Origin of the sequence: Corynebacterium cystitidis, assembly GCF_900187295.1 — a bacterium.
GTDB lineage: Bacteria > Actinomycetota > Actinomycetes > Mycobacteriales > Mycobacteriaceae > Corynebacterium > Corynebacterium cystitidis.
Genome location: NZ_LT906473.1, coordinates 1,815,797 through 1,828,506 on the forward strand (window position 1 = coordinate 1,815,797; position 12,710 = coordinate 1,828,506).

At 60.2% G+C, this 12,710-nt stretch carries 13 protein-coding genes; 4 read left to right on the forward strand and 9 right to left on the reverse strand.

Translation table 11 applies throughout. The features are described from left to right. Positions 1 to 38: 38 nt before the first annotated feature. Positions 39 to 734, reverse strand: coding sequence for an SOS response-associated peptidase (locus CKV99_RS08555; protein ID WP_092255822.1), 696 nt, complete (start codon positions 732 to 734; stop codon positions 39 to 41). 18 nt (positions 735 to 752) lie between these two features. Between CKV99_RS08555 and aroA the strand changes: the two genes are divergently transcribed. Both aroA and rsgA read left to right on the forward strand, forming a co-directional pair. After that, the gene (gene aroA, locus CKV99_RS08560; RefSeq protein ID WP_231909991.1) at positions 753 to 2,024 is read left to right on the forward strand and encodes a 3-phosphoshikimate 1-carboxyvinyltransferase; all 1,272 of its coding nucleotides are present in this window, start codon (positions 753 to 755) and stop codon (positions 2,022 to 2,024) included. Then, positions 2,017 to 3,078 (forward strand): ribosome small subunit-dependent GTPase A, encoded by a 1,062-nt coding sequence (gene rsgA, locus CKV99_RS08565; RefSeq protein ID WP_092255827.1) that lies wholly within the window; start codon positions 2,017 to 2,019, stop codon positions 3,076 to 3,078. Before aroA ends, rsgA begins: the two co-directional genes overlap by 8 nt. A gap of 41 nt (positions 3,079 to 3,119) precedes the next feature. Here rsgA and CKV99_RS08570 read toward each other — a convergent pair whose 3' ends face one another. Together CKV99_RS08570 and CKV99_RS08575 are read right to left on the reverse strand one after the other, a co-directional pair. Then, positions 3,120 to 3,614, reverse strand: a complete 495-nt coding sequence (locus tag CKV99_RS08570) for a DUF6912 family protein (protein WP_177178078.1) — start codon at positions 3,612 to 3,614, stop codon at positions 3,120 to 3,122. Further along, entirely contained in the window at positions 3,614 to 4,024 is a 411-nt protein-coding gene (locus CKV99_RS08575) for an HAD family hydrolase (protein ID WP_092255830.1), read from the reverse strand. Before CKV99_RS08575 ends, CKV99_RS08570 begins: the two co-directional genes overlap by 1 nt. Before the next feature lie 134 nt (positions 4,025 to 4,158). Here CKV99_RS08575 and CKV99_RS08580 point away from each other — a divergent pair, with 134 nt between their 5' ends. Continuing rightward, complete coding sequence (locus CKV99_RS08580; RefSeq protein WP_092255833.1) at positions 4,159 to 4,560, forward strand: hypothetical protein; 402 nt, start codon at positions 4,159 to 4,161, stop codon at positions 4,558 to 4,560. Here the strand turns inward: CKV99_RS08580 and secA are convergent. From secA to CKV99_RS14785, 3 genes are all read right to left on the reverse strand, one after another. After that, entirely contained in the window at positions 4,557 to 7,109 is a 2,553-nt protein-coding gene (gene secA, locus CKV99_RS08585; RefSeq protein WP_092255836.1) for a preprotein translocase subunit SecA, read from the reverse strand. The genes CKV99_RS08580 and secA overlap by 4 nt on opposite strands. Positions 7,110 to 7,272: 163 nt before the next feature. Beyond that, positions 7,273 to 7,944 (reverse strand): ribosome hibernation-promoting factor, HPF/YfiA family, encoded by a 672-nt coding sequence (hpf, locus tag CKV99_RS08590; RefSeq protein WP_092255840.1) that lies wholly within the window; start codon positions 7,942 to 7,944, stop codon positions 7,273 to 7,275. 90 nt (positions 7,945 to 8,034) lie between these two features. Beyond that, on the reverse strand, positions 8,035 to 8,457 hold the full coding sequence (locus CKV99_RS14785; protein WP_231909992.1) for a phosphoribosyltransferase family protein: 423 nt from the start codon (positions 8,455 to 8,457) through the stop codon (positions 8,035 to 8,037). A gap of 57 nt (positions 8,458 to 8,514) precedes the next feature. Here CKV99_RS14785 and CKV99_RS14790 point away from each other — a divergent pair, with 57 nt between their 5' ends. Next, positions 8,515 to 8,652, forward strand: coding sequence for a hypothetical protein (locus tag CKV99_RS14790; protein ID WP_177178077.1), 138 nt, complete (start codon positions 8,515 to 8,517; stop codon positions 8,650 to 8,652). On the opposite strand, the gene lpqB is transcribed toward CKV99_RS14790, so the two are convergent. The 3 genes from lpqB to mtrA all read right to left on the reverse strand — a co-directional run bounded on the left by lpqB (position 8,645) and on the right by mtrA (position 12,707). Further along, entirely contained in the window at positions 8,645 to 10,423 is a 1,779-nt protein-coding gene (gene lpqB, locus CKV99_RS08600; RefSeq protein ID WP_231909993.1) for an MtrAB system accessory lipoprotein LpqB, read from the reverse strand. The two genes, CKV99_RS14790 and lpqB, sit on opposite strands and share 8 nt — an antisense overlap. Next, the gene (mtrB, locus tag CKV99_RS08605; RefSeq protein WP_092255843.1) at positions 10,420 to 11,934 is read right to left on the reverse strand and encodes an MtrAB system histidine kinase MtrB; all 1,515 of its coding nucleotides are present in this window, start codon (positions 11,932 to 11,934) and stop codon (positions 10,420 to 10,422) included. The genes lpqB and mtrB overlap by 4 nt, the downstream gene beginning before the upstream one ends. An 89-nt stretch (positions 11,935 to 12,023) precedes the next feature. Next, entirely contained in the window at positions 12,024 to 12,707 is a 684-nt protein-coding gene (gene mtrA, locus CKV99_RS08610; protein WP_092255846.1) for an MtrAB system response regulator MtrA, read from the reverse strand. Positions 12,708 to 12,710: the final 3 nt, after the last annotated feature.

The following is a 12,710-nucleotide window of genomic DNA, read 5'->3' on the forward strand; positions in this document are numbered from 1 at the left end:
TCAACACCCGCTTTCCGCGCGCTTCACGACGACCAACTCTAAAACAACGTGGTCGAATCCGCCATGAGCCCTTCATAATCATGGCGCACGTTGCCAACCGCTGGGTCGGCTTCCTGCCAGATCAGCTCGTCGGCAAGCACACTTGGCCGAATGAGTTCCTGTGCCTGCTCGGGGCTGCCATGCACCCACTGCGCGATGTCATCTTCACACAAGAACAGTGGCAGGCGATGGTGCAACCACTCAATCCCTCCGTGAGAACCAGTGGTGACCATAGTCGTCGATAAGCCCGCGTCCTCGCCACCACCGCTGTCCCACACACCTGCTGCGTACAGCAAACCCTCAGGCCGGCGCACATAGTACGGCTGCTTCTCGTGCCACTCGTAGTAGCCATCAAGCACCATGATGCTGCGCCGGGATTGAAACGCCGCACGAAACGACGGCTTCTCCGCCACCGTCTCCCCGCGCGCGTTGAACAGTGGCGGGCCGGAGTCGTCCTTCTTCCAATGCGGCAGCAACCCCCAGCGTGCGGGATCAACCTGGGCCAGGCTAGTGTCGCTAGTGTCGCTACTGTCGCTATTGTCGAAACGCACAATCGGCACCACCTGGGTGGGTGCCACATTATATCGCGGGCCCGGCAGACCGTCCGGGGCGTGCACCTCGCGCACGCCGGGCAAGCCACCGATCTCGGCGAGCAGATCATCGCCTGTGGTAAAGAGTACGAATCGTCCACACATACCTCTATTATGGACTCCATGACCGATCTCTGGCCCGTTCCCGTCGCTGAAGGCCCCGTCGCACACACCCAAATAGTGCCGGGGTCCAAATCCATCACCAACCGCGCGTACATCCTCGCCGCGCTAGCTGCCTACCCCTCCAAGCTGGTCGGTGCGCTGCGCTCGCGTGATACGGACCTCATGGAATCCGCCATGGCAGCCATGGGGGTGAGCTTCGCCCACACAGGCGACGAAATCGCCGTCACCCCCGGCGAACTCACCGGCGGCGAGATCGACTGTGGTTTAGCAGGCACCGTCATGCGGTTTGCCCCCGCCGTCGCAGCGTTTGCCACCGGGCGGGTCCTTTTCGACGGCGACGCTTACGCCCGCAAGCGCCCCATGGGCGAAATCCTCAACGGTCTACGAGAACTCGGCGTTGATATCGCCGGCGACAGCCTGCCATTCACGGTGCATGGCAAAGGGCGTGCCGACGGCGGCCACGTCGACATTGATGCGTCTGGCTCCTCCCAGTTCGTCTCCGGCCTGTTGCTGGCGGGCGCACGTTTTGATCGTGGGCTAACTGTCCGCCACACCGGTACTACGCTGCCATCCATGCCACACATCGAGATGACCGTGGACATGCTGCGCAAGGCCGGCGTGGAAGTCACCACCAGCGAAAACGAGTGGACCGTGAAGCCCGGCGAGATCCAGGGACGGACCTGGCGGATCGAACCAGACCTGTCTAACGCCACCCCCTTCCTGGCTGCCGCGGCGATCACCGCTGGGGTGGTGCGCATTCCGCATTGGCCAGTTGATACCACCCAGCCAGGTGATGTCATCCGCGACATCCTCGCCCGCATGGGCTGCGAAGTCACGCTGCACGCCGACGGCGCCACCCACACCCTGGAGGTGCGTGGCCCACAGCGCGGCAGCCTACAGGGGATCTGCCTGGACATGAGTGATATCGGCGAGCTCACCCCCACTGTCGCCGCGCTGGCTGCCCTGGCTCACAGCCCGTCGGAGCTAACTGGCATCGCGCACCTCCGCGGCCACGAGACTGACCGCCTCGCGGCGTTGACCCGCGAGATCAACAATCTCGGCGGCACCTGTGAGGAGCTTGCCGACGGTCTCCGCATCACACCTGCGCCCCTGAGCGGGGGAGTGTGGCACTCCTACGACGATCACCGCATGGCCACCGCCGGCGCCATTATCGGCACCGTGGTGCCCGGTGTGGAGGTGGAAAATATCGGCACTACCTCCAAGACCCTGCCAGGGTTCGAGCACATGTGGGCGGACATGCTCCGTGGCTAGGCGCTATTACGACGAATCAGATGTGCGGGTCCGCCCCGGCAAAGGCTCGCGTCCCCGCACCAAAGACCGGCCGAAGCATGACGACGCCGAGTTCGGAATGGTAGTCACCAAGGACCGGGGCCGCTGGGGTGTCGTCTTGGATTCCGGCGAAGCTGGCAACGTCGGCGCGGGCGCAGGCACGCTAGTCAATTGCATGCGCGCCCGCGAGATGAGGCGTACCTCTATCGAAGTTGGGGACCGCGTCGGAGTGGTCGGCGACACCTCGGGGAAGAAGGACACCCTGGCGCGCATCGTCAAGCGCGAGGAACGCACCAGTGTGTTGCGTCGCACCGCTGATGACACCGACCCGTATGAGCGCATCGTGGTGGCCAACGCCGAGGTCCTGCTGATTGTCTCGGCGGTGGCCGATCCCCCACCGCGCACCGGTTTTGTTGAACGTGCTCTCATCGCGGCGTTTGTCGGCGGGATCGAGCCTGTGGTGTGCCTGACCAAATCTGATTTGGCTGACCCAGCCGCGTTTGCCGCCGAGTTCGCCGAGCTCGACGTAGACGTGCTCACCACCGGCATCGACGATGACCTTTCTGAGCTGCACGAGCGTATCGACGGCCGCGTCTCCGCATTGATCGGCCACTCCGGGGTGGGTAAATCCACCCTGGTTAACCGCCTAGTGCCAGACGCGGACCGCGAAACCGGCGACGTTTCCGGTGTGGGTAAAGGGCGGCACACCTCCACTCAATCGGTTGCGCTACCGCTGCCTGAAGGGGGTTGGATCATCGACACCCCAGGTATACGCTCCTTTGGTCTGGCGCACGTCTCCCCCGATGATATCGTCGCCGTTTTCGAAGACCTCGATGAGATCTCCGGGGACTGCCCCCGCGGATGTACTCACGCTGGCCCCCCGGCCGACCCTGAATGCGCCTGGGACAAACTCCGCCCCGACACTGCCAACACTGCCGACACTGCCACCTCTCGCCGCGCTATGGCTGTACGCAACCTGCTAGCAGCGCTGCGTACTAACAACGAGTGGGAAGTCAAAGATCTCCAGGAGGGCTAGCCGGCTGTGTGATTCACCCTTCCCAACAGCAGCCCGCAATGCTATAGCAGCTCCACCAAAAAGGGCAGCTCGGACGGGTCATAAAACGCCAAATAATAATCCTGCGCATCGCCAATAGCCAGCTCGGCGTCTTGATCGCCCAAGTCTGCGGCGTCAATCTGGTCAATCGCTGCGGCCGTGGCTTCTTCTGCCTCTTCCAGGTCCACGTGGATCGCCGCCACGTCCTCCAGTTGCACCGGGCCCGCCACCTTCACCACGGACTCCCCCATCTCCGGGTGGCCTTCCGCGTCTACATCAACAGAGACTACTACGCGACGGTGCGGAAATTTCTCCTCATCGCCAATGGCCAGCAGCCGGATCGAGGCCAAAGCCGCGTCGTCGAACGCCACCATCTCGATTTCTTCCTGGTCGCCCGAGGTGAAAAACTCCGTTAACTCCGGCGTGGCTGCAAACCCCCACCCAGACCGCACCGGCAGCTCACCAGACTGCTCGAGGGTTTCCAGCATGGCAAACGTCGCAGGGATGTAGACGCGCACTAGAATTCGCCCTCAATGTTGAATAGGGACTGGATCTCTACCGCGGTGCGATCAAAGCTGGTGTGCAAGATCCCAATCATCCCGTTTTCCACCGCTGCACGAACATTTAAGATGTTGTCGTCGATAAGCACTAGGTCCACCAGCGACACATCCAATGCATCCGCGGCGGCCTGAAACGCGGCGCGCTCTGGCTTCTCATAACCGATCTCGCCGGACAGCAAAACAGCATCAACGTGGCCGCGGAATTCCCATTCGCGGATTGGGTCGGCGCCGTCTCCGCCGGGATCGTTGGAGAGCACCGCAGTAGCAATCTCTGCCTCACGTACCGCGGCGAGCAGCGCCTGCCAACGGCGCTGATCTTCCTCATCGGCGTCGAGTACGCCGACATAATCCACAACGAGTCCTCGCATAAAATTCTTCCTCTACTTGGTATTTGTTCTCGCACTTCCCTCGCGCCTAGCGCGATCGTGCGTGTCGTGCCACAATGATACCTAGCCCACGTCGTATCTGTCCTCCCGAATCCCTCATCGAGGAGGCATATCTCATGTTGTACCCCGTACCCGGACATACGTTTTTGCACGTGCTCGTCCCAGAGCGTCCAAGCACAAACACACATAGCGCGCGTAACGACGCTGCCACCACGGCTTCTGTGGCCCCACCTGCCATCCCGCGTGGTTCTGCCGCACCCCTGGTCAAGGTGGCTTTGGATGCTACCTTCGGCATTCGCCAGATCCAGGCGCTGCAGCGTACCCGCTTTAGCCGCACAGTACTTAATCATGTGGACAGACAACGCCGCACCATCAATAGACGCGGCCCGGTTAACCTGGAGTCTTGCCATGTGCGTGCCGACGGCGAAATCTTTGGTACTGCCGTGTCTGCGGGACGTAGATATGGTTATGCCGCCCGCATTGAACGCGGACGGCTCACCAGTTTCCGGGTGCTTTAAGCCTCAGTCACGGTAGTATCGTCAGCTTGCTCTTCCGGCGCGAACTGCTTGCGCAGCATGAACAGTTGACGCACGGTCTCTTCCTTGACGGCATCGTTCATGGCGTGGAACATGTCGCCGCCTTCCTTCTGGTATTCCACCAGGGGGTCGCGCTGCGCCATGGCGCGCAGACCAATCCCCTCTTTGAGGTAGTCCATTTCGTAGAGGTGCTCGCGCCACTTCGTGTCAATGATCGGCAGGATCACCATGCGCTCGATGTTGCGCATCTGGGCATCACCGCCGATGGCACTCACGTTGGCTTCGAGGTCGTCGTACGCCTTGTTTGCGTCGTCGATAAGCGCCGTGCGCAACTGGGCTGCGGTGAGCTCTCCTGGGGAACCATACTCAGAACCGTCGATCAGCTCCTGGGGGCTGAAGGTTGGGCCATACAGGCCATCAAGCGCGTTCCATAATTCGTCGAGGTCCCAGTCCTCGACGTAGCCTTCGTAGGTAGCGCCGTCGACGTAGGCGCCCACGGTCTCATCGATCATGCGGCGCACTTGGTCTTTGATGTCTTTCGATTCCAGGATCTCGCGGCGCTCACGGTAGACCACCTTGCGTTGCTCGTTGAGCACCTCGTCGTACTTGAGCACGTTTTTACGCATCTCGAAGTTCTGGTTCTCCACCTGCGCCTGGGCACCCTTGATGGAGTTTGACACCATCTTCGCTTCGATGGGGACATCGTCTGGTACGTTAAGCCGGTTCATCATGTTCTCCATGGACTGGCCTACGAAACGTACCATCAGATCATCACGCATGGACAGGTAGAACCGGGTCTCGCCTGGGTCACCCTGGCGGCCGGAACGGCCTCGCAGCTGGTTGTCAATTCGGCGAGACTCGTGGCGCTCCGTACCCAGCACGTAGAGGCCTCCGGCTTCGCGGACCTCATCACCTAGCTTCTTCGAGCGTTCCCTCGCCTTCGGCAGCTGCTCATCCCACGCCTGCTGGTAACGTTCATCGTCATCGAATGGGTCGAGGCCCTCGCTGCGCAGGCGGTGGTCGAGCAGCACCTCGGGGTTTCCTCCGAGCACAATGTCAGTACCACGTCCAGCCATGTTTGTGGACACCGTGACCTGCTTCGGCAGACCCGCCTCCGCGATGATGCGGCCTTCTTCCTCGTGCTGTTTTGCGTTGAGTACGTTATGCTTGATGCCCTTCTTGGTCAGTAACTGGCTCAAGTACTCGGAACGCTCCACCGAGGTGGTACCCACCAGCACTGGCTGGCCCTTTTCCACATGCTCGGCAATGTCGTCGGCAACAGCCGCGAACTTTGCTTCCTGTGTCTTGTAGATCAGGTCATCGCGGTCAATGCGCTGGTTGGGCCGGTTGGTCGGAATCGCCACCACATCCAGACCGTAAATCGAGTGCAACTCAGCCGCCTCAGTCTCGGCGGTACCCGTCATGCCCGCCAGCTTGTCGTACATGCGGAAGTAGTTCTGCAGGGTCACTGTGGCCAGGGTCTGGTTCTCGTTCTTGATCTCCACGCCCTCTTTAGCCTCGATCGCCTGGTGCATGCCCTCGTTATAACGACGCCCCGGCAAAACACGGCCTGTGAAGCCGTCGACGATCATGACCTCGCCTTGGCGGACGATATAATCCTTGTCTCGCTCAAACAGCTCTTTTGCTTTAATGGCGTTGTTCAAGTAGCTGACCAGCTGCGAGTTCTCCGGCGCATAAAGGTTGTCAATGCCTAACTGGTCCTCAACAAATTCCACGCCCTCCTCATTGACACCGATGGTGCGCTTGCGCTGGTCTACCTCGTAGTGGATGCCCGCGCGCATGCGTGGCGCCAACTGTGAGAACACGTTGTAAAACTGGCTCGACCCGTCGACAGGCCCCGAGATAATCAGTGGAGTACGTGCCTCGTCGATCAGAATCGAGTCCACCTCGTCCACGATGGCGAAGTTGTGGCCACGCTGCACCATGTCACTCAGTGAGCGGGTCATGTTATCACGCAGGTAATCGAAACCCAGCTCATTGTTGGTCCCGTACGTAATGTCCGCCGCGTACGCTTTCTTGCGCTCCGGCGGGCGCATCTCGCTGAGGATCACGCCCACTTCGAGGCCCAGGAAACGGTGGACACGGCCCATCATCTCCGCGTCACGCTTGGCCAGGTAATCATTCACGGTGACGATGTGCACGCCCTTACCTTCAAGGCCATTTAAGTACGCTGCCAGCACGGAGGTCAGCGTCTTGCCTTCACCGGTTTTCATCTCTGCAACATTGCCGAAGTGTAGGGCAGCACCACCCATGACTTGAACGAGGTAGGGTTTCTGCCCCAACACGCGCCACGCAGCTTCACGAGCGGTTGCGAACGCGTCCAGGAGGATTTCGTCCAAGCTGGCGCCATCAGCTAATTGCTTCTTAAATTCATCTGTTTTGGCCTTGAGCTGATCATCGCTGAGCTTGCCGTATTCGTCCTCGAGAGCGATGACATCTTCGGCAATCTTTTTCAGACGCTTAACCGTACGGCCTTCACCGGCCCGGAGCAGCTTGGACAGTCCAAACACGTGTTTTGTCCTTCGATCGTGGGAAAAAATTCTAGTATCAACCCGCTATTGTACGCTCGCCCCACTCACAAGTGCTGATATGGGCACCGGTGGCGCAGCGGGTGCGCGCTTAACGACGCTGCCCCTACCGAATCCGGCAGGGGCAGCGTCGTTAAGCGCTCGTCTAGGCCTCGTCTTCAGGCACCAGAGAGATCAAACCATAGTCGAATGCGTGGCGACGGTATACCACGGATGGGCGACCCGTTTCCTCGTTGACGAAGAGGTAGAAGTCGTGGCCCACCAGCTCCATCTCGCTCAGCGCCTGATCAACGCTGATGGGGGTGGCGGAGTGCTCCTTGGTACGCACGATGTGGCCCGGCTCAACGTCCTCGACGGTGCCCGCGTAGGGGTCTGCGTCATACTGGCCGGACTGCTGCGCCTTTGCTTCTTCTGCCTCGGCAACCAGCTCTGCGGCAACTTGTCCGGTGGACTTCGGTGCGCGGTGACCGGACTTTGCGGTATTACGGCGAACTTTCACCTTACGCAGGGAACGCTCCATTTTCGCCAACGCAGTTTCGAGCGCAGCGTAGAAGCTGTCTTCCTTGGCTTCAGCGCGGGCGATGTGGCCCTTGCCGGTTGCGGTAATCTGGATTCGGTCCGAGTGAGCTTCACGACGTGGGTTTGGCTCGTGCTGCAGTTCGACGTGGAAGAAGGTCAAAGTTGGATCAAGCTTCTCAATCCGGGCGAGCTTCTTGTTCACACGTTCCTGGAAGTGTTCTGGAACCTCGACGTTACGGCCGGTGATGGTCACCTGCGCATCGGGGCTTAAAACTTCGTTGTTTTCTGCAGTGGTCATCTGCTTCCTCCCTACTCGGTGGGGACTGGTTGTACCTCCCATCATACAGCTGGTCATAACCACGCTGGCGGAAACCCCCCGGTTTAATATCTACGCCGCAGCAACAACCACCGCGGCCACCACGGACACACCGCGTGTAAGCAGCGCTTCGGCAGTCGCCTGCAACGTTGCCCCCGTTGTGACAACGTCGTCGACTAGCACCACATCGCCGCGTGGCACCGCACTGATGCGTACGCTGCCGGCGAGATTTTTGCGCCGCTCGGCCGCGCTCAACTCCGACTGGTCAGCCGCTGCCTCATCGCTGTACACCGCGCGCACCATCGGATAACCGGACGCCTTACAGATCGCTGTGACAGGGTCGCCTCCACGCGCGCGTGCCGACGAGCGCCTCGTTGGAGCCGGAACCACCACCACAGGCGGAGTGATCTCCCCCCTGGCCTCGAGGTATTCAAGCCCAGCGCGCAGCACAGCTCCCACATGGCCCCGCACCGCAAGATTGTTTCGTTCTTTCATTGCCAAGATCACCCGACGGTGCGCCCCAGAGTACGTACCCAAAGCAAAAACCGGGACATGGGGACTCACACGTGGCACCACGCGCTGTGGCGGCCGCGACAATTCGGTGCGGCAGTGTTGGCACAGATGCTGGCCTGGGGTGCCGCATCCCGCGCAATGTCGCGGCAGCAGAAGTTCCCACACAGCACTATTTAGCCACCACTGGGGCGGCACGCATGCCCTGGAGGCCGGGGACCTCACGCCAGTTCGGGTACTCATTGCCCTGGGTGGGTAGTTGCAGAATGGCGTTTGCGTCAGTGGCGTAGATCATGGTGGGGCTTGCTGCCACCATCACCACGGGCGCGTTGATATTACCGGTTGACAGGGTGGTCACCGCGGAGCCATCCTGTTCAACGCGTAACACCGGCGCATCCGGTACAGACGTTCCGACGATCAGTGCACCATCTTCCTTCCAGTCCACCGAGATGATCGAACCACCGTAATCCGTCGCGTACTCAAGCACATTGACTATGCTGCGTTCGCCCGCCGATGTACGCTCCACGATGCCGGTATACAGTCGCCCGTCAATAATCATGGCTACGCGCGCCCCGGAACGTGACAGACGCAGCACGGAGATCTCACCATCAATGTCGTCGAGGAAGGCCGTCCCCACCTCGTTGCTGACAACCTCTCCCGACGCAGTGGAGCGCACCGCCCGGATCACGCGGTGGCCGTCGATGGCCACCCATGCGACATTGTCATCCAACTCGAAGCTCGGACGAGTGATGGTTGCTGCGCGCAGTACCTCGGTTTGCGGGTGAATAATGCCGCCTACAGAAAAAGCTTGGCCTTCATCGTCCGGCACATTGAGCACCGCTGCGACATATCCGCTGGCTGTGACGTCGAGAGAAGAGACGTTGCCGGCTTCCCCCAGCGGGCCGTCCACCACAGTGGCCTCTTCGTTGTCCACTGAGTACAGGCGCGAGTCTGTCAACGCGTAGAGCTCGGTCACATCCTGGTTGGTGACCTGAGGGTTCATCGCAGCGAAGTCATCTGGGGTGAGGGCGTCGACGTCAAGCAACGGTGCCCCGTCCGCCAGGATGCGGTAGGGGCCGCTGATCCCGGCACGCGCTAATGTCCACACCACCTGGGCGGCAAATGTTGTGCGTCGTTCCCGGTCCATGTTGGAAAGCCCGGAGAACTCGTAGACCCCATCTGTCTTGCCGATATAGGCCGCCTCCTTCGGAAACTCCGAAGAGATCGCCGGTGCCAATCGATCAGTAGGCCCGGCCGCTAACAAACTCAATAACACGGAGTCGAGGGAGTCAGTGCCGGTATACACCCATCTGCGGTCCGGCACTAACGTCTCACCGGAGGCATCGAGGAAGTAGATGCTGTGCGGGTTGTACTGATTGCTGAGCTCGGTGCGCTCCATGATCACCCCTGCTGGCAGCGACGCGATCCGCCACTCCCCGCTGACCTGTTCCAACTGGACGGTCGCCTCATATACACCGTTTTGGGGGACATAGGATCCCCCCTCTTCTAGCGAACCGATCACCTCGCCGCGCACCGTCAAACTCCGCCGTTGGGCATTACCGCCCGGTTGCGTCGTCAGATCAATCCGGTCGACGATTAACATGGAATCATGCGGATCCCACGCCTCAGCGGCTTCTCGTGTGAGATAGTTTCGTGCTGCCGAGTAGTCTCCCGCAGGGATTGCTGAAGCTGCGTAAAAATCACGCAGCAATAAGTCTGGCTCCAGCCCAGGCTGTGGCTTATGAAGATCCTCCTCGGCGATCGTGCGATCAAAGGGGCGCAGCGCTTGCGGCTCGGTGCTCGTAGGAACCCTCGTACACGAACCCAGAGTCAACGTAGCTACGCTCACAACGGCGAGAGCCAGAAGCCTACGCTGGTGCCTACCACGCGAATTCCTGTACTGTTTCTTGATCTTTTGCGCACGCTGTCTCATGGTCATGGTCATGGTCATGGTGTCGCCTCCAAAGTAGGACCGACAGGTGGGGTCAGCTCCAGGGGTGCGCGGCTAAAGCCCGCCTCCGAATTCTTCGGTAGCACCAACCGGAACTGCGAGCCTACGCCCGCGGTCCCGCCTGCATCAAGGATGCCCTTATGCAAAATAGCGTCCTCGCGCGCGATCGCAAGACCTAAACCAGTGCCACCTGAATGTCGTTTTCGGGAGGCGTCAGCACGCCAGAACCGGTTAAACACTAACTCTTCCTGCCCAGGTTTTAACCCCACCCCGTGGTCGGTCACAGTGAACACCACGGCCTCATCGTTATCCACCAGTCGGACATCCACCGGGTTGCCCTCCGAGTGGTCCAACGCATTAGCAAGCAGGTTGCGCAAAATCCGCTCAATTCTCCGGGCATCGCCTTCCATGTCCACCGGTTCGTCTGGGACGTCGAAGTTGACCTCCACGTCCAACTCGTCGGCCAGGTGTTTGGTTTGCTCCCAAGCGGATTCCAGCGGGGCCTGCGCCTGAATGTTCGTGACAGCCAAATCGGCCACGCCGGCGTCATGACGCGAAATCTCCAGCAAGTCGCCCAGCAGCGCCTCGAAGCGGTCAAGCTCACGGATCATCAATTGGCTGGCGCGCTTGGTGTGGGGTTCCAGCGAATCTTCCTCGGCGGCGATCATGTCGGCGGCCATGCGCACGGTGGTCAGCGGCGTACGCAGCTCGTGGGAGACATCAGAGGTGAACTGCCGTTGCAGGTCACCGTACTCCTCCAGCTGGTGAATTTGGCTGGATAGTTTGTCAGCCATGTTGTTAAAAGATAACGCGAGGCGGGCCATCTCATCTTCGCCTTCCACCGCCATGCGCTCACGCAAATGCCCAGACGCCAAACGTTCCGCAATACGCGACGCCGAGCGAATCGGCCCAGTAATCTGCTGGCTGGCCAACCAGGCAATCCCCACCAGCAGCACAATGACCACCAGCGCCGCAGTAGCTAACAGGCCACGCATCAGCGCCATCGTGGATTCCTCAGACTCCATCGACAACACCAGGTACACCTGCAGGTTTTGGATGTCTGCATCTGTCGGCGTACCGATAATCAGCGCGTTAAACGAGGTGCCGTCGGAACGCTCCATCGGAGCAAACTGGTACGACACCTGACCCTGCGACACGAAATTGCGCAGATTCTGCGGAATCCGGTAGCCCTCGGGGCTCGTCGTCATGTCCCCTCCAGCCCCTTCAACAACGAGCACCGGCTCGAACACCGCCGGGGTTTCCGCTGTGTTCTGGGTTTGACTGGTGAGGGAGGCCCGGGCAGAGTTCAATCTGACTTGGGTGCTTGTCGACGAACCGGTGGCGTTGATCTGCTGCTCAACGGTAGTCCGCGCGCGGTCAATCTGGCTATCCGCCACGTCAATCTTTGTGGCGACCAAACGTTGGGTGACCACTGTAGACAGGGCGAAAGCCAACACCATCATCACGATGGCTGCCGCAATAATGACAGAACCGATGAAGCGTATCTGCAAGGAGGTACGCCACGACTCGGAAAACCGGTCTTTGAGCCGGCGAAGTGCTTGAATCAGGACTTCACGCTCCCCTTTTGACTTTCGAGTGCTTAATCGCCAGGCGTGCCGGTCTTATAGCCAACACCACGCACGGTCAGCACAATCTGTGGGTCTTCCGGATCCTTCTCAATCTTGGACCGAAGCCGCTGCACATGCACATTGACCAAACGGGTATCGGAAGCGTGGCGGTAGCCCCACACCGACTCCAACAGTTCTTCGCGAGTGTGCACCTGCTTCGGCTTGCGCGCCATTTCCAGCAGCAGGTCAAATTCGAGCGGGGTGAGTGCAATTTCTTCATCGCCACGCTTGACCATGTGCTGTGGCACGTCGATGGTCAGGTCACCCACCTCAATGATCTCCGATGGTTCCTCGTCGGTTCGGCGCAGGCGCGCGCGAATACGGGCGACCAGCTCTTTCGGTTTAAACGGTTTAGTGATGTAGTCATCCGCCCCAGACTCCAGGCCGAGGACCACGTCCACCGTGTCGGTCTTCGCGGTGAGCATCACAATCGGCACAGAGGATTCCGCGCGGATCGCCTTACAGATATCCACACCATTCATACCGGGCAGCATGAGGTCTAGAAGGATCAGGTCTGGATCATGCTCACGAAACGCCGGCACCGCCTCGTTGCCATCATTGACCACGATGGGGTCCAAGCCCTCGGCCTCGAGGACAATCGAAAGCATCTCGGAGATCGCTGGATCATCATCGACGACAAGAATCTTGTTGGACATGCC

Bases quoted from the DNA above. Each gene is read 5' to 3' on its own strand.
- CKV99_RS08555 (WP_092255822.1), bottom strand. From the start codon at position 734: ATGTGTGGACGATTCGTACTCTTTACCACAGGCGATGATCTGCTCGCC.
- aroA (WP_231909991.1), top strand. From the start codon at position 753: ATGACCGATCTCTGGCCCGTTCCCGTCGCTGAAGGCCCCGTCGCACAC.
- CKV99_RS08575 (WP_092255830.1), bottom strand. From the start codon at position 4,024: ATGCGAGGACTCGTTGTGGATTATGTCGGCGTACTCGACGCCGATGAG.
- CKV99_RS08580 (WP_092255833.1), top strand. From the start codon at position 4,159: ATGTTGTACCCCGTACCCGGACATACGTTTTTGCACGTGCTCGTCCCA.
- hpf (WP_092255840.1), bottom strand. From the start codon at position 7,944: ATGACCACTGCAGAAAACAACGAAGTTTTAAGCCCCGATGCGCAGGTG.
- CKV99_RS14785 (WP_231909992.1), bottom strand. From the start codon at position 8,457: ATGAAAGAACGAAACAATCTTGCGGTGCGGGGCCATGTGGGAGCTGTG.
- CKV99_RS14790 (WP_177178077.1), top strand. From the start codon at position 8,515: ATGGGGACTCACACGTGGCACCACGCGCTGTGGCGGCCGCGACAATTC.
- lpqB (WP_231909993.1), bottom strand. From the start codon at position 10,423: ATGACCATGACCATGACCATGAGACAGCGTGCGCAAAAGATCAAGAAA.
- mtrA (WP_092255846.1), bottom strand. From the start codon at position 12,707: ATGTCCAACAAGATTCTTGTCGTCGATGATGATCCAGCGATCTCCGAG.